23 protein-coding genes, 1 tRNA gene and 1 pseudogene are annotated in these 23,270 nt (G+C 45.7%); 8 read left to right on the forward strand and 17 right to left on the reverse strand.

All coding sequences use genetic code 11. The features are described 5' to 3' along the window. Positions 1 to 18: 18 nt before the first annotated feature. The 6 genes from VC188_RS07280 to VC188_RS07305 all read right to left on the reverse strand — a co-directional run bounded on the left by VC188_RS07280 (position 19) and on the right by VC188_RS07305 (position 4,670). On the reverse strand, positions 19 to 1,005 hold the full coding sequence (locus VC188_RS07280) for a tripartite tricarboxylate transporter substrate binding protein BugE (RefSeq protein ID WP_323483499.1): 987 nt from the start codon (positions 1,003 to 1,005) through the stop codon (positions 19 to 21). Positions 1,006 to 1,009: 4 nt separating this feature from the next. Then, entirely contained in the window at positions 1,010 to 1,636 is a 627-nt protein-coding gene (locus VC188_RS07285) for a PqiC family protein (RefSeq protein ID WP_323483500.1), read from the reverse strand. After that, positions 1,633 to 2,559, reverse strand: coding sequence for an MlaD family protein (locus VC188_RS07290; RefSeq protein WP_323483501.1), 927 nt, complete (start codon positions 2,557 to 2,559; stop codon positions 1,633 to 1,635). The genes VC188_RS07285 and VC188_RS07290 overlap by 4 nt, the downstream gene beginning before the upstream one ends. Next, entirely contained in the window at positions 2,556 to 3,332 is a 777-nt protein-coding gene (locus VC188_RS07295) for an ABC transporter ATP-binding protein (protein WP_323483502.1), read from the reverse strand. The genes VC188_RS07290 and VC188_RS07295 overlap by 4 nt, the downstream gene beginning before the upstream one ends. Beyond that, positions 3,332 to 4,504, reverse strand: a complete 1,173-nt coding sequence (locus VC188_RS07300; protein ID WP_323483503.1) for an ABC transporter permease — start codon at positions 4,502 to 4,504, stop codon at positions 3,332 to 3,334. The genes VC188_RS07295 and VC188_RS07300 overlap by 1 nt, the downstream gene beginning before the upstream one ends. 89 nt (positions 4,505 to 4,593) lie before the next feature. Continuing rightward, positions 4,594 to 4,670 (reverse strand) — tRNA-Arg (locus VC188_RS07305). 18 nt (positions 4,671 to 4,688) lie between these two features. On the opposite strand from VC188_RS07305, the gene greB reads away from it, so the two are divergent. After that, a complete protein-coding gene (gene greB, locus VC188_RS07310; protein WP_215356942.1) occupies positions 4,689 to 5,189 on the forward strand; it encodes a transcription elongation factor GreB in 501 nt (166 codons plus the stop codon). A gap of 3 nt (positions 5,190 to 5,192) precedes the next feature. On the opposite strand, the gene VC188_RS07315 is transcribed toward greB, so the two are convergent. The 4 genes from VC188_RS07315 to VC188_RS07330 are packed head-to-tail and all read right to left on the reverse strand — an operon-like array spanning position 5,193 to position 9,452. Next, positions 5,193 to 7,604, reverse strand: coding sequence for a bifunctional (p)ppGpp synthetase/guanosine-3',5'-bis(diphosphate) 3'-pyrophosphohydrolase (locus tag VC188_RS07315; protein ID WP_323483504.1), 2,412 nt, complete (start codon positions 7,602 to 7,604; stop codon positions 5,193 to 5,195). Between the two features lie 15 nt (positions 7,605 to 7,619). After that, entirely contained in the window at positions 7,620 to 7,823 is a 204-nt protein-coding gene (gene rpoZ, locus VC188_RS07320) for a DNA-directed RNA polymerase subunit omega (protein WP_011902918.1), read from the reverse strand. Positions 7,824 to 7,867: 44 nt separating this feature from the next. Beyond that, a complete protein-coding gene (gene gmk, locus VC188_RS07325; RefSeq protein ID WP_323483505.1) occupies positions 7,868 to 8,506 on the reverse strand; it encodes a guanylate kinase in 639 nt (212 codons plus the stop codon). Positions 8,507 to 8,522: 16 nt separating this feature from the next. After that, on the reverse strand, positions 8,523 to 9,452 hold the full coding sequence (locus tag VC188_RS07330; RefSeq protein WP_323483506.1) for a YicC/YloC family endoribonuclease: 930 nt from the start codon (positions 9,450 to 9,452) through the stop codon (positions 8,523 to 8,525). Between the two features lie 68 nt (positions 9,453 to 9,520). Here VC188_RS07330 and rph point away from each other — a divergent pair, with 68 nt between their 5' ends. Genes rph through hemW form a run of 3 tightly spaced genes read left to right on the forward strand, consistent with a single transcriptional unit; the run spans position 9,521 to position 12,040 of the window. Beyond that, the gene (rph, locus tag VC188_RS07335; protein WP_323483507.1) at positions 9,521 to 10,261 is read left to right on the forward strand and encodes a ribonuclease PH; all 741 of its coding nucleotides are present in this window, start codon (positions 9,521 to 9,523) and stop codon (positions 10,259 to 10,261) included. Positions 10,262 to 10,269: 8 nt separating this feature from the next. Further along, positions 10,270 to 10,860 carry an RdgB/HAM1 family non-canonical purine NTP pyrophosphatase gene (gene rdgB, locus VC188_RS07340; protein WP_323483508.1) on the forward strand — a complete coding sequence of 197 codons (591 nt, stop codon included), beginning with the start codon at positions 10,270 to 10,272 and terminating at the stop codon, positions 10,858 to 10,860. Continuing rightward, on the forward strand, positions 10,853 to 12,040 hold the full coding sequence (gene hemW / locus VC188_RS07345; protein WP_323483509.1) for a radical SAM family heme chaperone HemW: 1,188 nt from the start codon (positions 10,853 to 10,855) through the stop codon (positions 12,038 to 12,040). The genes rdgB and hemW overlap by 8 nt, the downstream gene beginning before the upstream one ends. A 27-nt stretch (positions 12,041 to 12,067) precedes the next feature. On the opposite strand, the gene VC188_RS07350 is transcribed toward hemW, so the two are convergent. Both VC188_RS07350 and VC188_RS07355 read right to left on the reverse strand, forming a co-directional pair. Continuing rightward, positions 12,068 to 12,865 carry an enoyl-CoA hydratase/isomerase family protein gene (locus VC188_RS07350; RefSeq protein ID WP_323483510.1) on the reverse strand — a complete coding sequence of 266 codons (798 nt, stop codon included), beginning with the start codon at positions 12,863 to 12,865 and terminating at the stop codon, positions 12,068 to 12,070. A 7-nt stretch (positions 12,866 to 12,872) separates the two neighbouring features. After that, on the reverse strand, positions 12,873 to 13,862 hold the full coding sequence (locus VC188_RS07355; protein WP_323483511.1) for a tripartite tricarboxylate transporter substrate binding protein: 990 nt from the start codon (positions 13,860 to 13,862) through the stop codon (positions 12,873 to 12,875). Positions 13,863 to 13,938: 76 nt separating this feature from the next. On the opposite strand from VC188_RS07355, the gene VC188_RS07360 reads away from it, so the two are divergent. Continuing rightward, on the forward strand, positions 13,939 to 15,186 hold the full coding sequence (locus VC188_RS07360) for a CoA transferase (protein WP_323483512.1): 1,248 nt from the start codon (positions 13,939 to 13,941) through the stop codon (positions 15,184 to 15,186). A gap of 104 nt (positions 15,187 to 15,290) precedes the next feature. Here VC188_RS07360 and VC188_RS07365 read toward each other — a convergent pair whose 3' ends face one another. Then, entirely contained in the window at positions 15,291 to 17,396 is a 2,106-nt protein-coding gene (locus VC188_RS07365; RefSeq protein ID WP_323483513.1) for an alkyl/aryl-sulfatase, read from the reverse strand. A 101-nt stretch (positions 17,397 to 17,497) separates the two neighbouring features. Then, a complete protein-coding gene (locus VC188_RS07370) occupies positions 17,498 to 18,994 on the reverse strand; it encodes a HAMP domain-containing sensor histidine kinase (RefSeq protein ID WP_323483514.1) in 1,497 nt (498 codons plus the stop codon). Here VC188_RS07370 and VC188_RS07375 point away from each other — a divergent pair. Both VC188_RS07375 and VC188_RS07380 read left to right on the forward strand, forming a co-directional pair. After that, on the forward strand, positions 18,993 to 19,946 hold the full coding sequence (locus VC188_RS07375) for a hypothetical protein (protein WP_323483515.1): 954 nt from the start codon (positions 18,993 to 18,995) through the stop codon (positions 19,944 to 19,946). The two genes, VC188_RS07370 and VC188_RS07375, sit on opposite strands and share 2 nt — an antisense overlap. Before the next feature lie 106 nt (positions 19,947 to 20,052). Continuing rightward, positions 20,053 to 20,634, forward strand: coding sequence for a hypothetical protein (locus VC188_RS07380; protein WP_323483516.1), 582 nt, complete (start codon positions 20,053 to 20,055; stop codon positions 20,632 to 20,634). 72 nt (positions 20,635 to 20,706) lie between these two features. Here the strand turns inward: VC188_RS07380 and VC188_RS07385 are convergent, their stop codons facing one another. From VC188_RS07385 to VC188_RS07395, 3 genes are all read right to left on the reverse strand, one after another. Then, entirely contained in the window at positions 20,707 to 22,047 is a 1,341-nt protein-coding gene (locus tag VC188_RS07385) for a type II toxin-antitoxin system HipA family toxin (RefSeq protein WP_323483517.1), read from the reverse strand. Positions 22,048 to 22,049: 2 nt separating this feature from the next. Beyond that, positions 22,050 to 22,322 carry a helix-turn-helix domain-containing protein gene (locus tag VC188_RS07390; protein WP_215319935.1) on the reverse strand — a complete coding sequence of 91 codons (273 nt, stop codon included), beginning with the start codon at positions 22,320 to 22,322 and terminating at the stop codon, positions 22,050 to 22,052. Between the two features lie 131 nt (positions 22,323 to 22,453). Further along, a complete protein-coding gene (locus VC188_RS07395; RefSeq protein ID WP_323483518.1) occupies positions 22,454 to 22,735 on the reverse strand; it encodes a hypothetical protein in 282 nt (93 codons plus the stop codon). Between the two features lie 156 nt (positions 22,736 to 22,891). On the opposite strand from VC188_RS07395, the pseudogene VC188_RS07400 reads away from it, so the two are divergent. Next, positions 22,892 to 23,270, forward strand: a pseudogene (locus tag VC188_RS07400) (transposase); the annotation flags it as partial.

Here is a 23,270-nt window from a genome sequence, read left to right on the forward strand (position 1 = left end):
AAACTAATTTTTATATTTTTAATCTAACTGCAATTTCTGCTTTGCTACTACCTCTTTGTAAACGGTGTACTCGGCTTTAATTTCTTTTGCAAACGCTTCAGAACCATTCACATTAATGATTGAGCCGGTATCTTCAATACGCTTCTTAACCGCAGGATCGGTCACTACTTTTTGTAAAGCAGCGGTATATTTGTCCACGATATCTTTTGGCATTCCTGCAGGGCCCAATAGACCGTAATAAGCCATCCGATTAACTGGTGCTAGACCCACTTCAGCAAAAGTGGGCACATTCGGCAATTGAGCTAAGCGCTTAGGTGCAGCCACCACAATCGGCACTAGCTTACCGTCTTTAATGAATGGCAAGGACGATGGCAAGTTATCAAAGATCATCGAAACCTGACCGCCCACTGTATCGGCCAATGCGGGACCAGCTCCGCGATAAGGAATGTGCACAATAAATACCCCAGTCAAACTCTTGAAAAGTTCGGTTTGAAGGTGGCCAATGCCACCAGTGCCAGAGCTTGAATAAGAATATTTTCCAGGATTAGCTTTCAAAACCTGCATAAAGGTTTTGAAATCCTTTGCCGGGAATGATGGATTTACTGCAATGATGTTTGGTGTCGCAGCAATATTGCTGATGGCCGTGAAGTCCGTAATGGGATCGTAGCCAATCTTTGGGTTAATCGCTGGATTAGCTGCTGTGGTAGAAACGGTAGCCATACCAATGGTGTAACCATCTTTCGGTGAGCGCATTACTTCCAACGCGCCAATAGAACCGCCACCGCCCGCCTTGTTCTCAACAATCACTGGTTGACCCAACTGACGACCCAAGGCATCACCAACAGCACGCGCAATAATGTCTGTGCTGCCGCCGGGTGCAAATGGAACAACTAAACGAATAGGTTTATTTGGGAATGTATCCGCTTGGACCGCAGTCAGGGAACTTGCGGCAACAAGCAATGCTACCCCAACGAATTTGACGATGCTTACTGAGTTGTATTTCATAAAGTTACTGACCTAAAGGTTTTGGTAAATTGCCGGCGTATTTATAAAGTTGCGCCTCGTACTCCTGGAAAATCTGAGCCAGTGCTTCTTGCAGGCCCAATACCAGCGCTTCAGGAGTATTGTCCTTAAGGGCTACTCGCTTAGTGTAGCGGTTTGCACCAATCAAGGGATTAACTTTGCCAGCACTAGTAGCGCTCAAGAAAAACTCCACACTCACTACCGCCTCTGGTTGCTTACGATAATCACCATAAAACTCCTCTACAGTTGCCTGTAAATAATAGTAAGGAAAGAGGCTATTACTTTGACCTACTGTTGAGGAGAAAATATTCGCCTTATTCATCCACTGGCGCTCAGCATTTCCAATCATTTCAGCAGGAATGGTTGCGTAGACGTTATAAAAATCCTTTTCATAACGTTGATCGCCAGTACGGTAGACCAAAGATCTGCCATCAAAGGGTGGCGTAACCGATACAGAACCCATCTTCAACCAAAGATCTGTGCGAGCTTGACGCGGTGCCGCAGTTCTATCTGGGGACACCATCCAGGTAGTCGGCCCTACTGGTGGCCTCGTGGGCAAGGTACATGAGGCCAACCCTAAGATGGCAAAGGTAAATAAAATACGCTTCATCATTTCTGAGCTCCAGACTGTCCTGCACCGCTATTGGGTGTAATTTTCTTCGGCGGGTCACTCCAAATAAGACTTGATGGCGATTGGCTGGCAATACGGCTAAATTCGTTCAAGTTCTCGCTTGCCTGCTTAATATTTTCTATCGTCAAAACAGTGTCACCCTGCACACTCGTAATAGTTTGGCGCAAAGAAGAGGTGGCCGCCACTAATTCACGCATCAGAACACCTAGCTCTTCTTTATCGGTTGCCTTATTAATGCGAGCCATGATGACGTTTAACTGCTTAACGGATTCAATAACGCCTTCATTACCTTTGCCATCTCCTGCCATCAGCACATTAAGATTACCTAGCAAGGCATCCAATTTTTTCTGTGTGCCATCAATATTCATATTATTCAAGGCACCAATCAGATTCTGAATGCCCGAAATAATTTCATCCGCTTGGTTTGGCATAGATGGGATTACTGGATACTCGGGCTTCCAAGAAAAAGGGAGGGCGGGAGTATCGGATGCATGAGCAATAAAATCAAACTCAACGTAATTTACCCCCGTAATACCCATAGATTTGATGCGAGCTCGCAAATTATTTTTTACAAACTCGCTAATTTGATTTTCATTTACTTTGTCACCAAAAATTTGCATTCTGACGACAACATACTGACGGCGATCATGAAAAGGTAAATCTCTTTCGTAGATATCACCAGATAAGCCAATCGATGTGACCTGACCAATCTTGACTCCGCGAAACCGTACAGCCGCCCCTGCATCCAAGCCTGTTACAGACTGCTTGATATAGGTTTCGACCATAAATGATTTTTGGAAGAATTTGCCTCCGCCGAAAATGAGGATCACAGCAATCAGTACACCAATTGCGGCGAGCACAAAAGCGCCTAAGCGAAAATAATTGGGATTTGAGTTATTACTCATGCTGCGTCCTTACTCATAATACGATTGAAGAATTGATGCACCCGTGGATCTTTACTGGTATCGCGCAATACTTTTGGATCACCCTCAGCAATAATTCCCTTAGCCCCTTTATCCAGCATGATCACTTTGTCAGCAATAGCATAGATGCTGGCAAGTTCATGGGATACGATGACAAAGGTGATGCCTAGGTTTTTTGATAAATCCTGGATTGTGCTGTCGAGATCTGCAGACGTAATAGGATCCAAGCCAGCAGATGGCTCATCTAAGAATAATATTTTGGGATCTAGCGCCATGGCCCGAGCGATCGCCGCCCTCTTTTGCATGCCTCCACTAATTTCACTGGGCATATAAGACTCATAAGGCAACAGACCGACTAAATCCAACTTGCAGCGCGCCAATAAATCCATTTGAGCTTGTGTTAGCTGGGTATATTCCTGCATAAACAAGGTCACGTTATCGAGCAAGTTCATGGAACCAAATAAGGCGCCTTGTTGATACATCACGCCAAAGCTTGTCATGATCTTCTGGCGCTCTGCTCCAACTGCGGTAGTGATGTTTTGCCCTTCAATCAGAACATCGCCAGACAGAGGCTGATAGAGGCCGAACAAGTTTTTTAATAAACTGGATTTGCCGCAACCCGAGCCACCCAGAATCACAAAAATTTCACCGTAATTCACCGTGAAATTCAGATTTTGCATCAGGACGTTAGAGCCATAACCTACAGTGAGGTTTTGAACATCAATTGCGCATTGTGATTTATTTGGCGTGTCCATCAGAAACCTGTCTTATAGGAAATGAAGGCAAAAATACCATCAACTAGCACAATCAAAACAATACTACTGACGACTGCTCTTGTTGCTGAAATACCAACTGCAGCCGCACCATTTCCGGTTTGCATGCCACGCAGGCAACCAACCGCTGAGACAACTACGCCAAAAAGAGTTGCTTTAATTAAACCTGAACCAATATCTTCGATATCTACAGCCGAGAGCATGCCGTTGTAGAAGTTAATAAATGGAATGCCGTAGATCAACATCGTCAACATTGAGGAAAAAATACTGACGATGTCAGCGAACAAAGTCAAAATAGGCGCAACTAAAATACCCGCCAGAACACGTGGCACAACTAAAAAACGAATTGGACTTAAGCCGCCAGATACCAGCGCATCTACCTCGCTATTGACAGTCATCGTGCCAATCTCGGCAGCAAAGGCTGCTGAGGAACGTCCTGCTAACAAAATGGCGGTAATTAATGGGCCCATTTCTCGCACAATACCCAAAGCCGCCAACGGGCCGACAAAGGATACGGCACCAAATTGCTGCATACCGATAGCAGCCTGAAAAGACAGGATGACGCCAATCAAAAACGCAACTAGCCCAACGATAGGTAATGCTGCAATACCAGCCTGTACAGCGGCATTCACAAAATCACCCCAGCGCACTTGCTTGGGGTAACGAATAGACCAAGCTAAATCAGCTGCAAGATGTCCGGTAAATGAAATTAATCCAACAGCATCATCAATTAAATTTTGGGTTGCCATTCCTGTGCTGACCACAAAACTTCTTTTGGGCTTTACAACTGGAACAGGAAATAAATTACCGATCGGATTGAATTCAGTTAGTAAAGGTTCATAGCGAGGATCTAAGCCCACGACATCAAACTTTGCACCCGCTGTTGTTTGCGCCTCTTCAATCCCAATCAGAAATGCGATACCAGCCCCATCTAAAAAAGTGACTTTGCTTGCATCAAAAGTCAGGGACTTGCTTTTGCCATCACCCTGCTTGAGCCACACATCTTGAGAATCACGGATTTGAGTCCAAACACCGCCCAAGGAATAGACGTTCACATTGCCACTCATTAGTACTTTGGCATTGTTGGGATCCGCCTGTAACCAAACAGCCACTGGGGCATCAGAAACGGCAGAAATGGTGTCAGAAGTGCTCATAATCAGACTATAAGGTATCTCTGTGAAAGAGCTGAGAAAAGCCTAAAAAGAGAAAGGGCCCAGTCTTTCAACTAGGCCCTCATATAGGTTGGTGCGGCTGGCAGGAATTGAACCCACGACCCCTTGGTTCGTAGCCAAGTACTCTATCCAGCTGAGCTACAGCCGCAACAGCCATAATTATGCCATGGAAGAGAAGAACTACATCACCCCCGCTGGTCACGAACGCATTAAGACCGAGCTCCTTCAGCTCTTAAACCTTGATAGACCGGAGGTTGTCAAGGTTGTGCACTGGGCTGCCAGCAATGGCGATCGATCTGAAAATGGTGACTATATCTATGGGAAAAAGCGCTTAAGGGAGATAGATAGACGGATCCGCTTCCTTAATAAACGTCTAGAATTTGCCGTGGTTGTCGATAATTCTGCTCGAAAATCAGGGGAAAATGACTCTGAGCAGGTGTTCTTTGGGGCTACTGTGACCTACGCAACCCTGGAAGGACCCGAAGCCAACAAGAAGACCCTAATCACAATTGTGGGCGTTGATGAGGTTGATCTGGATAAAGGGCATGTCAGTTGGGTCTCACCTATAGCCAAGGCCTTAATCAAGTCTCGGATCGGAGACTGTGTTTTTATACAAACACCCACAGGCCCCGCTGAAATTGAAATCTTAGACGTTCAATACTTATAGAGTTCAAACAGCGCGAGTACGGGTTACCCGCATGACATCGGGATTGGCGCGCAAACTGCGCATCACCTTAGAAAGGTGCAATCGGTCATAAACTTGGATCGTAAAGCGAATAGTTACCGAGTCTTCTTTGAAGCGATCTTCCATGGATACATTCATGATGTTGGAGTCTGCCGAAGTAACACTACTCGCCACCCTAGCCAAAACTCCCTTACCTTGGCGCGTGTCGATCGCTAGGTCCACTTCAAACTCACGATTTAGCTCTTTGCCCCACTCAACCTCAACCCACTTATCACTATCCTTAGAGAGCATGCGCAATGCCACTGTACAGTCGTTGGTGTGAACTTGTAATCCTTCACCCTTACCAAGATAACCAATGATGTTATCGCCTGGTATAGGATGGCAGCAAGTTTGGAAATGAATCGAATTACCCTCACGCCCATCAACTAGGATAGCTTGGCGTTGATGATGATGATGATGGCTTGCCTCTTGATTCGGCGCGACCCAATCCGCAACTCCCAAACGCATTTGCTCGGCACCGCCTTCATCATCGATCAAAATTTTCAGCCGAATAGCCAGCTCCTGGGGAGAGCGTCTGCCTAAAGCAATATTGACGCAAGCTTCTTCGCGGGTTTTATCACCCGTCCAATGCGTTAGCTTTTCCCAAATTTCAGGGCTTAACAGGGCCGCGTCAACACCTTGCTGACGTAAAGCATTTGCCAAAAGACGCTCGCCCAGTTGAAGGGATTCAGAATAATGTTTAGTTTTAAGGGAATGTCGTATTGAGGCGCGCGCTTTTCCGGTACGCACAAATGCCAACCAACCTGGATTGGGTTGTGAGCTTGCTGAAGTGATGACTTCAACAATGTCACTATTCTTAAGCTCACTACGCAAAGGCAATTGCAAGCCGTTAATTTTGACGGCTACACAGGTATTACCCAGATCACTATGGATAGAGTAAGCAAAATCTAGCGCAGTTGCGCCCCTTGGTAAGGCCCTAATCTGCCCAGTGGGTGTAAACACATAAACTGCATCTGGGAACAAGTCAATTTTGACGTGTTCTAAAAATTCTTGAGAGTCACCGCTGCTATCCTGAATATCAATCAAGGACTGCAGCCATTGGTGAGCTCTGTTTTGCACCTCACTCATATCAGGGGAGCCGTCTTTATAAGCCCAATGCGCAGCTACTCCAGCTTCAGCTACCGCATGCATTTCCGCTGTACGAATCTGAAACTCCACCGGCACGCCTGAAGGACCCAATAAAGTGGTGTGTAAAGATTGATAGCCATTTAATTTGGGGATCGCAATGTAATCCTTAAATTTCCCTGGCATCGGCTTGTATAGAGAATGCAAGATACCGAGTGCGCGATAGCATTCATCAATGGAATGTACGGTAACCCGGAATGCATAAACATCTAATACCTGGGAAAAGCTTAAATGCTTTGAGCGCATCTTGGTATAGATGCTAAAGAGCGTCTTCTCACGACCGCGCAGATCAACCTCTAAATTGGCTTTAGCAAAGGACATGCGTGAAGCCTGCAAAATCTTTTCAACCATTTCTTTGCGGTTGCCGCGCGCACGCTTAACAGCCCCCTCAATGACTCGGAAACGCATGGGCATAGAGTAACGGAAACTGAGATCTTGTAGATCACGATAAATAATGTTCAACCCAAGACGATGGGCAATTGGTGCGTAGATTTCGATTGTTTCAGCGGCTACACGACGGCGCTTCTCCATGGGTACAGCATCGAGGGTGCGCATATTGTGGGTGCGGTCAGCAAGCTTGACCAAGATGACTCGAACGTCGCGCGCCATGGCCATGAACATCTTGCGAAAGCTCTCTGCTTGCGCCTCCGCATGACTTTGAAACTCTAATTTATCGAGCTTTGTTAAGCCTTCAACTAGCTCAGCTACTTTATTACCGAACTTTTCAACTAAGTCTGCCTTTGTACAGCCAGTATCTTCAATCACATCATGCATCAACGCAGCCATGATGGATGGCGCATCCAAGCGCCACGTTGCGCATAGTTCAGCTACAGCAACTGGATGGGTAATGTAAGGTTCGCCGCTATGACGGTATTGGCCTAGATGAGCAGCATCAGAAAACTGAAATGCCTTTTTAACCTGTGCAATCTCTTCAGGCTTGAGATAGGAAAGCTTAGACAGCAATCCCTCAATAGAAACTACTTGATGCTTGAGCGGAAGTATCGGCGCAGATGTCGGGCCGAACAAATGACGACTCGATTGCGCCAACAAACTCGCAATGATGGATTTTTTACCACTTTGAATTGGTGTGTCGGAAATTGTATCCAACAACTGTGCTTGAGCTGTGTCTCGTGATGAGTCAAGCGAAGCATCCTTAGACGAGATGCTTCCTACTTTTTCCGATGTATTGGCTAGTCCTAAAGGGAGCTCCACACCGGAACTCCTTTATTACAGAGGTACTTTGGTCAACATGTCACGGTCAGTCACACCAGCAGCTACTTCACGTAATGCAACTACGGTAGCTTTATCTCTGGACTCAACGCGTGGGGAGTGACCTTGTACTAATTGGCGAGCACGATATGTCGCAGCCAAAACCAGTTCAAAACGGTTTGGGATAGTTTTAAGGCAATCTTCTACAGTAATACGCGCCATGCTGGACTCACTTAATTTAGCTTCAATACCTATAGGATAACTGATTAGACCCCGAGGCGCTTCAAAAGCGCTGGATTTCTGGCCATACTGGGGCCAGAGCGCAGACGGCTGGAAGCCAATATGTGCTTTAAATCGACCAAAGCCTGGTCAAAAGAATCGTTCACCACAATGTAATCTGCCTCATGAGCATGCAAAAGCTCTACATGGACAGCTGCCAAGCGGCGTTGTATCGTTGCTTCATCGTCCTGACCACGCTTACGTAGACGCTCTTCTAAAGCCTCTATGGAAGGCGGGAAGATAAAGATCCACTGCACAGAAGGTATTAACTTCCGAATTTGTTGAGCGCCCTGCCAATCAATCTCCAACATGACATCGCTGCCAGCATGCATTTGAGATTCAATCCAAGGCTTTGAAGTCCCATAAAAATGACCATGGACTTCTGCCCACTCTAAAAAATGTCCTTGATCACGTTCTTGCAAAAAATCTTCTTTTGTCAGAAAGCGGTAATCCTTGCCATCTAATTCACCAGGTCGCGGTGCTCGCGTGGTAGTTGATAAAGATAACTTCAATCCGGCTTCGTCTTTAAGTAAGGCATTTACTAAAGAGGATTTACCTGCGCCTGAGGGCGCAACAATCATCAACATACTGCCTTGGTAGGATGGTGTCGGAGTGGAGTTAGTCATAAATCAATAATATGGATTACTCGAGGTTTTGAACTTGCTCACGCATTTGCTCAATAAACAACTTGAGCTCTAGAGCTGCTTGTGTGCACTCTTCTGATACAGACTTAGAACTTAGGGTGTTGGCTTCGCGATTCAGTTCTTGCATCAAAAAATCTAAACGCTTACCAACAGGGCCTTTGCCTGCAAGTGCGTTATCTACTGCCTGAAGATGGGTCTTTAAGCGCGCAAACTCTTCAGCCACATCGATGCGCACTGCATAGAGCACAACCTCTTGACGAATACGCTCCATCAGTTCAGCGCCCGCCTTGGCTTGTTCTTGAGCAGCTAGCGCTTCAGCGAGACGCTCAGTGAGCTTTTCTTGGTACTGGGCTACATACTCAGGAACTTTAGGCTCAATTACTTTAACGATATCGCGCATCTTGCCAGTGATACTGGTAAGTACACCAACCAAGGCCTTACCCTCGGCATGACGACTCTCCATGAGGGCTGCTAGGGCTGCGCGCCCAGCCTCGACAGTGGCAGTGATCCAACCATCCTCTTCACCCCGAGGCTCGGAAACAATGCCAGGCCAACGCAACACTTCAGAAATACTCAATTCCTGTGCTTTTGGAAAAGCTTCTTGGGCTTTTTCTTGCAGGGTATACAAAGCATCCAAACGGTCTTTATTAATGGCGCCTAGGGCATGAGGATTGCTTTTAGCTGCTCCTGCAGCTGCGCTATTGACCCGCCATGCCGCCCTAAACTCGACTTTTCCGCGCGATAGGCTTTGGGTGGCCAGCTCTCGCAAGGCAGGCTCTGCCCCACGACACTCGTCCGGAAGACGAAATCCTAGATCCAGAAAGCGGCTGTTAACAGCCCGACATTCCACCTGCAGATCAGCAACTACACCAGCTCCTAGGGAGACTTGGCGAGAAGCGCTGCCATAACCAGTCATGCTCGATATCATATGGACATTGTAGATTCATTATTGAACTAGACCCGATCCAGACCCTAACCCCACAGGACCCCTTTTCCATGAGTACAGCAAACCCAGCCAATATTGCCCGCCCTAGCAGCCGTAAGCCCACCGATTTGCGCCCAGTAACCATCTCTAGGGCCTTTACTAAGCATGCTGAAGGCTCAGTATTGATCGCCTTTGGTGATACCAAGGTGCTGTGTACCGCCAGCATCCTCGAAAAGGTACCTCCACATAAGAAAGGTTCTGGCGAAGGTTGGGTTACTGCTGAATACGGCATGCTGCCCCGCTCCACCCATACCCGCAGCGATCGTGAAGCTGCCCGCGGCAAACAATCTGGTCGTACCCAAGAAATTCAACGCCTCATTGGCCGTGCCATGCGTAGCGTATTTGATTTAAAAGTATTGGGTGAGAGAACTATTCACCTCGATTGCGACGTGCTGCAGGCTGATGGTGGAACACGTACTGCATCTATTACTGGCGCCTATGTTGCGGCTCGTGATGCAGTAAACCAACTTCTTAAAAGTGGCGTCCTCAGCAAGGACCCCATTATTGATAGCGTTGCTGCAATTTCCGTTGGTATTTATCAAGGTGTTCCAGTGTTGGACTTGGATTACCCAGAAGACTCTTCTTGCGATACCGATATGAATGTGGTCATGACCGGCAAAGGCGGAATGATTGAAGTTCAAGGCACAGCAGAAGGCGCCGCTTTCTCAAGGGCGGAGCTCAATGCACTCCTGGATCTGGCCGAGCAAGGCATTCAAGAGCTCACCCAAATGCAAAGCGATGCATTGAAATAAAGATCGACATGCAAAAGCTCGTTCTCGCATCCAATAATACCGGCAAGGTCAAAGAGTTTGAGGCGCTATTGGTGCCCTTAAACTTTCAAGTGATTCCCCAGGGTGAATTAGGCATACCTTCTGCTGAAGAGCCTCACTTCACATTTGTTGAAAATGCCCTTGCTAAGGCAAGGCATGCAAGCGCTGCGTCAGGCTTACCGGCATTAGCTGATGACTCCGGAATTTGTGCTCATGCTCTAAATGGCCAGCCTGGCGTTTTATCGGCTCGCTTTGCGGGTGAGCAAGGTGATGATGCTGCGAACAATCGAAAACTCATTCAAGATTTAAAAGATCAGGCAGATCGAGGCGCGCATTATATGTGCGCATTGGTTTTCGTAAATAGCGCAAATGATCCTGAACCCATCATTGTTCAAGCACGTTGGTATGGGCAAATTATTGATCATGCATCTGGTAACAATGGTTTTGGGTATGACCCCCACTTCTTTTTGCCCGAGCAACAATGTACTGCTGCTGAGCTAGAGCCAGAAAAAAAGAATTCAATCAGTCATCGCGGTCAAGCACTACGTGAACTGATTGCACAACTCAAAAGCCGTGCTTAATTCAAGCCTCACCAAAGTAACGCTGACTGCATTGCCACCTTTGGCTTTGTATATTCACTTTCCTTGGTGCGAAAAGAAATGTCCCTATTGCGATTTCAATTCGCATCAAATTAAAGAGGGTATTAGTAAGGCTGGGTTTGACGAACAGCGTTATATCAATGCACTAATTGCTGACCTAGAAACCGAACTTCCTAATATTTGGGGGCGTCAAGTCCACAGCATCTTTATTGGTGGCGGAACGCCAAGCCTGCTATCTGCCGAAGGCATGGATCAACTGCTTTGTGCCGTTCGCGCTCGAGTGAACCTTGAGCCCGATGCTGAAATTACGATGGAGGCAAATCCAGGATCCATTGAGGCCGATAAATTTGCAGGATTTGCAAAGGCAGGCATTAATCGAGTATCGATCGGAGTTCAGAGCTTTCAGGATGAACAGCTCAAAGCCCTGGGGCGTATACACAATGGCGAGGAAGCCAAGCGCGCAATAGCAATTGCCCTGAAACACTTCAAATCGGTGAATCTGGATTTGATGTACGGACTCCCAAAGCAGACTTTAGGGTTAGCTAAGGCAGATATTGAGACAGCCCTTTCTTTTAAAACGCCCCACCTGTCTTTTTACAATCTCACGCTAGAACCGAATACCTACTTTGCAAACTTTCCTCCGCAATTACCTAGCGATGATGAAGTAGACGCTATCTTTGAGCAGAATTTAGATTTGCTTACTAAGGCAGGCTACGTGCGTTATGAAGTTTCTGCCTATGCGCAGAAAAACCAAGAGTGCAAACACAATCTGAATTACTGGCGCTTTGGTGATTACATTGGTATTGGCGCAGGGGCTCATGGGAAAATTTCTTTTCCGGACAAAATTACTCGTCAAGTAAGGGAACGCCATCCAGAAAGCTATATGCAAGCAATGGAAACCAAAGGTAATGCATTAATTGAATCTAGAGTTCTTGAAGCGAAGGATCTGCCTTTCGAATTCATGCTCAATACCCTAAGACTGACAGATGGCGTTGCTACCAATACTTTCAGCGAGAGAACTGGTCTGCCTTTAAACGTGATTAGCAAGGGCTTAGCTGAAGCTAGTAATAAGCAATTGCTAGATGAGAATCCCAGCCAGCTGAAAGCCACTTCATTAGGTATGCGCTACCTCAATAATCTTCAAGAGCTGTTTTTAGATTAAACCGCTTAAGTTGCTGCGCGTTGAGCGCTAGCTACCAGTCCAAATAGGTGGCTTACCCTTTAAGAATGAAGCAACTCCGTTTTGGAAATCATTGCTGCCATAGGTTTCACTGATGAGGTCACTACAGTCGGGCAGATTGTTTTTAATTAATCTCGCCAATACCAGCTTGCTAGATTTTTGTGTAATGGGAGCCAACTTACTCAGTCGCTCTGCGAGAGTGACAGCTTCTTGACCTAGCTGCTCTTGCTCGTATGTTGCTAAAAGATATCCTTGTTGGAGCAACTCTTTTGCAGGAATCATTTCCGCAAGAAGCAGCATACGTTTAACAATATTGATTCCTAGATGAGCGACTAGCCAAGCAACATTTGCAGCAGATAAACAGTTACCAAGTGTTTTGGCTATAGGTACGCCAAACTTTGCTTCAGGAGTTGAGATCCGGAAATCACAGCAACTGGCTATTGCTAATCCGCCCCCAACAGCCATAGCATCGATAACGGCAATTGTTGGGATGGGCAAGGTGGCAAGCGGACCTAGGTAATCATCAATACCCTCTTCATAGCGAATGCCATCTTGCCCCGCTTGAAAGCTAGCAAATTGCGCTATATCACTACCGGATATAAAAGACTTGCCGCCAGCGCCGCGCAAGATAGCTACACGTATCTTTGGATTCTTGGCAATATCTTCACAGATCGACTTCAGACTTTGATACATCCCTACTGTCATTGCGTTGCGAGCTTCAACATGATCAAAAGTAATGTAGGCAATGTTACCCTGCGTCTCTAAAACGACTTGAGCAACATTGCCCCCTTTTTCGGAATCACTCATAGAGAGTTTATTCAGCCTTAATATTCAGACTCTTTACTAAACGCTGGTATTTAGCCAGTTCGCCAGCCAAGAACAAACTAAATGCTGCAGGTGTTGCCGGCCCCTCAGGCTGTAAGCCCTGAGAATCAAGTGTCTTTTTAATTTGTGGATCAGCCATGGCGGCTTTAACAGCTTGGTCAATCTTGTTCACTACTGCGGGATCCATACCCTTTGGACCCATGATGGAGTACCAGTTAGTGACGTCAAATCCTGTAATACCCACTTCGTTAAACGTAGGTACGTTTGGAAGAATAGACAATCGCTTTGGGGTGGAGATAGCCAAAGCCTTCAAGCTGCCATCTTTAATTTGCTGCAAGTTCGGCGGCAAGGTATCAAAGTTCATCGTAATTTGACCACCCAGCAAATCAATGATGGCCTGACCGCTACCCTTATAAGGAACGTGATTGAGCTGGATACCAGCAATCTTGGCAAACAAAGCGCCTGCTAAGTGTTGAGTACTGCCAATACCAGACGAACCATAAGTCATCTGACCTGGATTTGCTTTAGCAAGAGAAATCAATTGTGAGACTGAGTTCACAGGCAGCGAAGCTTTCACCACCAAAACGTTAGGAACGTATCCCAAATAAGTAATGGGCGTGAAATCCGTTGCAGGATTGTATTGAACGTTAGTCAGCACAAATGGCGCAATCGCATTGGAGTTAGAGTGACCTACTAGTAAAGTGTAGCCATCCGGATTCGACTTGGAAACTTGATCGGCTGCAATTGTTCCCGCCGCACCAGATTTATTTTCCACAATCACGCTTTGACCGAGAATCTCACTCATTTTTGGGGCTAGTGCTCGAGCAACAATATCTGTGCCACCACCAGGCGCAAATCCAACGATTAAACGAATGGGCTTAGTGGGATAGACTTGTTGCCCAAGGGCAAAGAAAGAACTCGTGGCTAGCGTAATTGCGAGCAAACTACGAACAGCCCACTGAGGCGATTTAAGCAACATAAAGTCTCCAAAATTGTTTTTATTGTGTTTGATACTATTAGAAGCTCATTCTAAACATATAAGAAGCAACGAGACAATGACGAAAACACCTATAAATGACGCTTTAAATAGCACTCGTGATGAATCAAGGCCATTACCTCTCTCAGGAGTGCGTGTGCTTGACGTCAGCCAGGTCATGGCCGGACCTTACTGCTGCATGCTCTTGGCCGACCTTGGTGCTGATGTCATCAAAATTGAGCCTCCTGGTGCCGGCGATCAGACCCGTGGCGCAATGGGTTTCAAAATGAAAGGCTCAGATAGCATGGGCTTTCTGAACATGAACCGCAATAAACGTAGTCTCACCTTAAATCTCAAAACCGATGCTGGTAAGAAAGTATTTTTCGAGCTGGTCAAGACTGCAGATATTTTGGTGGAGAACTATCGCCCTGGGGTGATGAAAAAACTAGGAATCGATTACGCTTCTTTAAAAGATATCAATCCTGGTTTGGTCTATGCCAGTATTTCTGGCTTTGGTCAAACTGGTCCATGGGCAGATCGCCCTGGTTTTGATCTCATGGCTCAAGCGATGTCTGGCGTCATGAGCGTCACAGGCTATCCAGATGGCCCTCCCGTTAAAGCTGGCGTTCCGGTAGCTGATATTGGCTGCGCCCTCTTTGCGGTCTACGGAATATTGTCGGCATACATCGGCAAAACCAAAACGGGTGAAGGTCAGTTTATAGATGCCTCACTCTTTGATTCCGCCTTGGCATTCTCCATTTGGGATACCGCTCAATACTGGGGTACCGGAGTTGAACCTTATAAGCTTGGCACAGCAAATCATATGAGCGCGCCCTACCAGGCCATGAAAGCTGCTGATGGTTACTTTGTCATGGGTGCAACCAATCAAAAACTCTGGAAGTTACTTTGCGACAAGATTGAACGCCCTGAATTATTTGAAGATGCCCGTTTTAAAACCAATCCACTGCGCTTAGCCAATCGATTAGAACTAGCTTCTGAGCTAGAGAAAACATTTGTCTCTAAAACTGCGGATGAATGGGTAGACACCTTATTGACGGCAGGCATCCCTGCAGGCCCAATCAATACCTACCCAGAGGCATTCGATAGCGAGCATGGCCGTCATCGTAAGATGCGGATGGAGATTGATCATCCTATTGAAGGCAAGGTACCCAATATTGGTTTCGCCGTCAAAATGAATGGCACGCCACAACAGGTGTATCGCCACCCTCCTTTGTTGGGTGAACATACCAGCGAGCTTCTTGCTGAGCTGGGTATTGCAGGTGATGAGCTAAAGTCTCTTGAAGCGGGTGGTGCCTTTGCACCTTAGTTTGCAGCTTAATAAACATAATGATTAAGTAAAAAGATAATTAACAAGGACTCCGCAGAGTCCTTGTTAGTTTTAGATGAGCCTAATTACCTTAGTTGCCCTGGTTACTCGCCAGCAGTAATAGCCATCTCTTGCGCCGAGAATGGATCTTTGGCTGGAGCGGCTGGTTTTGGAGCAGCCTTACCTTTAGTGCCTGGCATGAGTTCAAAATCAGGCACAAAGACCGTCAAGGTGCTTTTGAGTTGATCGAATGATTTGCGATCACCTTCGAACTTCACCTTACCTTCAGCTAGCAACTTTTCAAACGTTGTTTGTCCGCCCATCACCTGCTCGAGATCACTGCGATTTAATGTGATGGTCAGATTTGGATTCTTGGCCTGCTGACCTTTAATGTTGGTTAAAGCAGAATTGCTCATCTCAATCACAAATTTTTCACCATTGTCTGGTGTAGAGAGGTTAATGACAAAGTTCATGTCCGCCGCTTTCTTGCTGTCCATACTGATAGCCAAAGCATTGAGCCAGAGTTCGGTTGTCATGCCTTTAATCATGTCTGGGCCATTGGATTTCGGTGACGCCCCTGAAGGCATGCCATGGCGTAGTTCATAAGCGGCCCCCAAGAAGCTATTGCGCATACTTGGGCTTTCTTTTTGGTAGCCAATCTGCTCAAAAATATCTGCCAGCAAATCTTTGGCGGCTGCATTGTTTGGCTGTGCATAGACTAATTTATTGACGATTTCCATCGCTTCACGGTATTTGCCCTGCTTATAAAGCTCTTTACCCTTGGCCATGATCTTAGCTGAGCCACCCATCATCTCTACATAGAGTGGTGCCGAATCTTTTGGCGATAGTGGCGCTAATGTTGCTGGATTTGCGTCCCAATAACCCAGATAACGATTTATCACGGCACGACTATTGTGCTCTTCGGAACCGTGATAGCTATGAGCTGCCCACTGCTTCTTTAGACTCTCAGGCTGTTTATATACATTCTGGATTTCATTAATAGTGACACCATTGTTTGCTAAATGGAGCACTTCGTTATGAAGATGAGCATAACTATCGCGTTGGGTACGCATCACCTCTTGTATGCGCTCATTACCCCAGCGCGGCCAGGTATGCGATGCAAACATGACCTCACTCTCAGTGCCATAACGATATAAAGCGTTGTTAATGTTCTTGGACCATGCCAGTGAGTCGCGAACTAAGGCGCCGCGTAAGGTGTAGATGTTATGAATGGTGCCGGTGATATTTTCTGCTGCCCAGAATGCTTTAATTTGCGGAAAATAGGTATTCATCTCCGCAGGAGCTTCAGTGCCTGGAGTATTTTGGAATTCCATTTCCACGCCATCCACCGTCATTTTTTCATAAGGTTGATTGATATAGACGTTAGGCTCAATCAACCCTAGATTACCAGCAGCAGTATTTTTACCAATGGATTGGTCGACGTGACCAAATGGGCTGCGAGGCAATAACACACCGTACTGGAAATACATTCTGCGGGTCATGGCATTGCCTGCGTAGACATTTTCAGCAATCGCATGATCCATAAAACCAGCTGGCGCAATGACCTTGACCTTGCCGCTCTTCACGTCTGCCTCATCGACTACACCACGCACACCACCAAAATGATCACCATGCGAATGGGAGTACACGACTGCTACTACTGGACGTTTGCCCAACTTCTCATTTACAAGCTCTAGGGCTGCGCGTGCAGTCTCTTTAGCGGTTAGTGGATCAAAAACTATCCAACCAGCATCTGTTTTGATGAAGCTAATATTGGCCAAGTCAAAGCCACGAACCTGATAAATTTTTCCTGGTACAACTTCATATAAGCCATAGCCCATATTGAGAATGGCTTGACGTTGCAATGAAGGGTGCACACTATCAAAGTCTTTCCCCTGCAGGAGGAATTCATAGCTACCCATGTCCCATGCCACATTGCCTGCATCAGCCATGATGGTTTTATAAGCAGGGGCTGCTATGAAGCCTTTTTTGGACTCCTCAAAATCACGCTGATCTTCGAAAGGCAGCGTCTTACGCAGTCCATTTTGTAGTTCAACGGTATAGCTTGATGGCGCCTTACCTTTTGGATCGAAATGCTTCCCCTGCATAGCGCCAGGATCCGCCACCACACCACCACCCCCTGCCGCAATCGCCAACCCAGCGGTCATTAATGTGGCCGCTACCAAAAACTGTGTGAGTTTGATTTTCATAAAAGCCCAAAGTAAAAAAGTATTTTGATTACTTCAATGATATGTTTGAGCTAGTCAATGGCAATTAGCCCTATAGCTAATATATTAGGCTATTCAGGAAATTAGATTGCGTAGACTGCAACAACAGGTAAACCAACAAAAAACGTTGTTCCTTTGCCAGGGAATGACTCAAACCAGATAGATCCACCGTGCCTCATCACAATATGCTTACATAACCAAAGACCAATTCCCATACCGGAACTCTTGGTGGTTGAAAGCAGCTCAAACATGTGGGCCTGCACTTGTTCATCAATTCCTGAGCCTGTGTCTGCGATCGATATTTGAACACCAGCACTACTGTGCTCGCCTCGAATCGTAATAGATTTATTTAAATTTTCAGTCGACTTCAATGCATCAATTGCGTTGTTCACTAAATTCAATAGTACTTGTTGAAGCTCGCCTTTATTGGCAGTGATAAACAGGTCTTCCTCGAACTTGAGAACCATCTGAATATTCTGCTTAACAATTTCTGGGCGGGCAATGGTCAACACTAAGTCAATTAATTCGGCAAGATCAACTTTTGTAGATGCCATCTTTTCATCAGTAAATACTGATCGGAGAGAATGAATAATACTTGCTGCACGCTGATTATCTGCTAACAATGAATCCAACACTTCATTCTGTAACGCAGGATTTAACTCCCCTTCAGATAACTTCTTTTGTAAAAATTGAATATTTAGACTAGAGGCGCCCAAGGGCTGATTGAGCTCATGTGCAATGGAGGCTGACAAAGCCCCGGTACTGGCGGTCTTATTGGCCTTTAAGAGCGAAGCAATCAAGAGATCTCGCTCCTGCAATAATTTTTTAGTGGTTTGATTTTCAGTCGTTGCATTGATATTGGCCACTACGACTTGTTCGGCCCAATAACTACCAATCGCAATATATGAGAGCGTGTTCATCACTAATTGAGAGATGGTGAAGAGAATCAGTATTTGAGGAATTTGCTCAACGTGAGTAATCGTAAAAGCAGATGCAAATAATATTAAAAAACGACCAATTGCAAAAAATATCTCAGCAAAACTTGCGCATTGCATATAAAGCAATTGCTTTGAGGGTGATGATTTTCTTTTTATTGCTAACTCATATATTTGCCAGCAATAAGAAATACTGGCAATACCAGCCATGACAAGAGTTCGAATCTCAAATGTTCCATAAATACGCATGTATTCGAATGTAGGAATAAAAATGAGGACTGAAGCTGAGGCAAATATCTTTGTCTGCCTTGAGACTTTTCGATTGAGTGACTGACAAAAAAGTGCTTGTAAAAGCGCGGCGACATAAAAGAAGCTATTGGCTACCGTGAAATTAAATTCAGGGTTGGCAATATTTTGGATTGTGATAACTCCGGCCCCAAAGACAAAAAGACCAGCTACGCTCACTATTAGCGAGGACATCCAGTACAAGCTTGGCTTAAGGAGATTTTGGGAGCGGTAATAGTGATAAATACCGAAAAACAGCCCCATCTGAATGACGGCCAGAATAAAGAAGTAGATAGAAATGAGCAGCTTCATATTTGCTATGGTACATCCGCCGTATTGATTCGCTAAAATGCGTGTCATGCGGCTTTTTAGTAGATCCCAGCTCCTTTTCTTTGCCACCCTATTAGTCGCTGGGATTAGCTTTGCTCATGCCCAATCGGCTTTTTATAACGCTGCTAACAACTATCTCAAAAAGCGCGCTGATGCTTTTATGACGATTACGGGTTATTCACTTACACCGGATGTGACAACAGGATCGTTGTCGATCCGTAACAATGGTGGCGATAACTCCGACTTGCAAATGATTTCTCTAGGAGGCGGTGATCGAATTAGCGCAAACTTTCCTCTGTATTTAGAGGGGACCTTAGCGGTTAATCGATATAACCCAACGTTTACTGATGGAATCGCCAATACATCCGTTACGGTACCAGTTCATTGGAACAGCATCACAGGCACCGGCGGTATTGGTTGGGATTTTCCGATCACCAATGAATTGCGCTTCCGCCCAATTGCCAATGTCATGCTGGGGCATTTAGAAAGCGACCTTTCGATTGCATCTAGAGTCATTCAAAATCAGAAAGGCGTTGACTTACAGTTCCTCAATGGCGGCCGTATGAACTCGTATGGTCTGGGCGGGTCGGTCATGCTGGACTATGAGAACTACCAACCCGATCAAGAAATTGATGTAGAGCTACGTTACACCAATATTCCGGTGCAAACATTTGACACCTCTACTGCAGTTCAAGGTTCAGCTGATTCGCAAAGTCTGGCGCTTTGGGCTCGCAGTCGTATCCCAACCCCAATTACATTGTTAGATAGGCCATTACGAGCGGTATTTGAAGTGGCGCATACCGAATTCCTGGGCGACTTACGAGGGGCTCTGGGATTTAACTCCCTATCTTCTGTAGGTACTGGCATTGAACTAGATCGTAGCGCATCTGATCCTATTTTTACTCGCATCAGAGTGGTGTTTCGCTACCAATTTGGTCAAAATGTGCACGGAACCTCCATTGGCTTGGCTGCCAGCTTCTAATATGGGCAATACAATAGTTACAAATGCTAACTTACTGGTATTTACTCATTTCCGCATCGCCACTTAATGGTGATGCTCTTTCAACATCCTTAAGGATCAAATTATTATGAAAAAAATTATCATTGCTATCGTCATTGCTGCAATCGCAGTTGGCGGCTACTTTTACCTCACAAAACCAAAAGCTCCGATTGCTGGCGTAGCTGCTCAAGAATCCGCGCTTATCTATGATGGCGAAGTGACTAAAATTGATGCTGCAACACGCACAGTTACCCTCAAGAACAAAGATGGTGAAACCTCTATCGTTGCTGGTCCTGAAGTAAAGAACTTTGCAGAAATTAAAGTGGGCGACCATTTCGACGTTGTCTATGAACTTGCTGTAGCCATTGAATTGGTCAAGGTAAAAAATCCAGGCACAACTAGTGAGCAAGTTAGCACCAGCACTACAACTGCTCCACAGGGTGACAAGCCAGGCATGATCACTACAAAAACTGTTACTGCAACAGCTACTGTTGAATCTATTGATGCAGCTAAAAATATCGTTTCTTTAAAAGGTCCACAAGGAAACATCTTCAAGGTTAAGGTTCAGAACCCTGACTTGATGAAAGATATCGCCGTAAACGATCAAGTAAAAGTGGTTTACACAGAAGCGATTGCTGCAGCAGTAAGCGCACCAGCTGCTAAGAAGTAATGCAATAACGCTTTTCTAGTTACTAGAAAGACAAAACCCCAGCAAGTGTGAACTTGCTGGGGTTTGTATTTTCTAGGTTGAAAATTGGGAGGCTAACATTTGGACCTTCTCTTCCATACCCATAAAAATTGACTCCGCCACATCCATTGGAAATGGCCCTGTAATGCTCGACCTTACTTGGTTGATGACAAACCCAGTCATCTCAATAACTTCGCCAATTAATTGCTGTGCTACATCAGCACCAAGACCTGCCTGCTGAGCCTGAGCCATCCAGTGTCTATAGTGAATTTTATCTAGCAGGTAGTAGTTGGACGATCCCCGAACAGCCATTGCTAGCTTCGCTTTTTGGGGTGCCATTTGATTTGCCCCAAAACCTATTACTGGGTGCGCTGATAACACGTCATAAATTGGAGTTGCTTGGTATTGAGAGCCCGGCAGATGCGCAATGCTAAAGTTTTTACCATGTCCATCAGTTGCAGCTAAGATCCAAAAAATAATTTGTGTTTTAAAAAAATGTATTCGATCTTGCTCTGCGTTCACCGACCCCAGCAATAACTTCATTGCAGATGTGATACTCGGACCTCCATCCGCTTGATATTTGCTCATTGGCGATATGCCCATTGCCTGACAAAAATCCTCCTGAGGGAGACGCATAATCCATTGCCCATCAGCAGCTAATCTCCGGTCAAAGCGCTCAATGATCAATACTTTTTGATCCTCAAAAGAATTAATTTCACAGGAAGCAGTTGGAATACCATATGCAGCCATAATTTTAGAGCAGAGCCACTCATTCTCAACCGATGTGCGCATGTCAGCACGCATATGACCAACCAAACCCAAGGGCAATTTCAAAATATGTGTAGTTGGAGTGCTACCTTGAGGCAAGAGCCAACGTCCATCGCACTTAAGTAGCGCAGTTTTTTCTTGCGCACCGGCTATGGATAGTCTTAAATCATTGCTTTGCTCTGCTTGCCTGAAAACTGAATCCGACGAGACGCGACGAAGATGATCTGCAATCTCCTCATTACTCAATGCTCGACCTTGAATTTGATAAATTTCTGCTGGCAACTCACCATCGGGCAGGAGCTGTATAGCCCCAACACAATCGCGACCAAGCTGAGATAACAAGTCAAAGGCGCCCAAACTTTTTACCTGATAACGACTCGCTAACCTCCTACGAATCACGTCACTATCAGGCAATAAGTTATCAAAATAATAATTAACAGGATCGCCTTGATGCGCCGCATTACCCGGCAAGAAAGGAAGAGATAGCGATAGGGGTCTTGCTTCTGCCCGCATAATCCATTCATTAGAATAGGAGAAGCTTTCAAGTTGTCTTGTGATTTGCCAAGTGCCCACTTGAACACCATTCATCCAAATGGTTAGGCCTCTTGATTTTGTGCGAGCTGCCATGACTACCAAATCTCCTTGGACTCAGATTTCATGTTGGTTTTTGCTTCTTTTGAGTTTTTAATAATCTGTTCCAGTGATATTTTGACATCCAGGATCCGCAAGACCAGGAACAATCTTTCAAGAGTGGCTAATTGCGGATTGCCCTCAAAACGCGCATAAGCTTGCTGACTAATTCCGAGCTTTTGCGCCATATCGGCCTGAGTCACCCCCTTTTGCTTTCGGAAAGCCCTAATGAATAATTTCAAGGTCTCTAGGGTTTGAATTTGATAAATCATCTGCAGCCTCGCTAATAATACAACTTTTAAATTGTAATGCACAATAACAACATATGTTTTGTATATTAACATAACAACTTTTAAATTGTAAATAACAGTGTAAGCTTACCGACACCGACCCTTTTTGTCGTTCAGACCTCAACGATCAATGAAGGGTTGAACTCTGGATTTTCCGCATGGCTAGAGCGAACATAGCCGCGAGGATTGCACACCACTCTAGTGCCGTTCATTTCATAATCACAAGAGTCATGGGTATGACCATGAATCCAAAGCGACATCTTTCCAAATAAATACAATAACTCTGATGCAAAACACGCTGACAACAAATCAGGTTTATAACGCTCTGCAACAGAATGCATTGAGGGAAGATGATGGGTGATAACTACAGTCTCACCATCGAAAGGAACATCCAACTCTCCCCTAAGAAAAAAGAGTGACTGCTCATGCAATTGGATCGACTTTTGTGGCGAGAAGCCAATTCGTCCATCACCGATTCTCCTGAAATCTGAATCGCTACTACTTCTATAGACACTTTCTAGCCTAATATTTAGTCTATTAGGAGGTGTGTCATGAGTACAAGAAGACGGTTTACTGAAGAGTTCAAGTTAGAGGCAGTCAAACAGGTAGTTGAACGGGGTTTTGGTGTTCGAGATGTGGCTGCTAGGCTGGGCACCTCACCCCATAGCCTGTATGCCTGGATTAATAAATATGGTATTCCAGCCGAGCAGCGTCTAGTGGGGGATGATCAAACGGCTAAGCTTAAAAGACTGGAGGCGGAGCTGCGGCGGGTTACCGAAGAGCGCGACATCCTAAAAAAGGCTGCCGCGTACTTTGCCAAGGAGTCCGGTTAAAGTACGCCTTCATCAAAAAGCACCAGCATGAGCATGCCATCCGCACCATGTGCAAGGTTTTACGAGTCCACCACAGTGGCTATTACGCCTGGCTTAA

Source organism: Polynucleobacter sp. MG-28-Ekke-A2, from assembly GCF_035012985.1.
GTDB lineage: Bacteria > Pseudomonadota > Gammaproteobacteria > Burkholderiales > Burkholderiaceae > Polynucleobacter.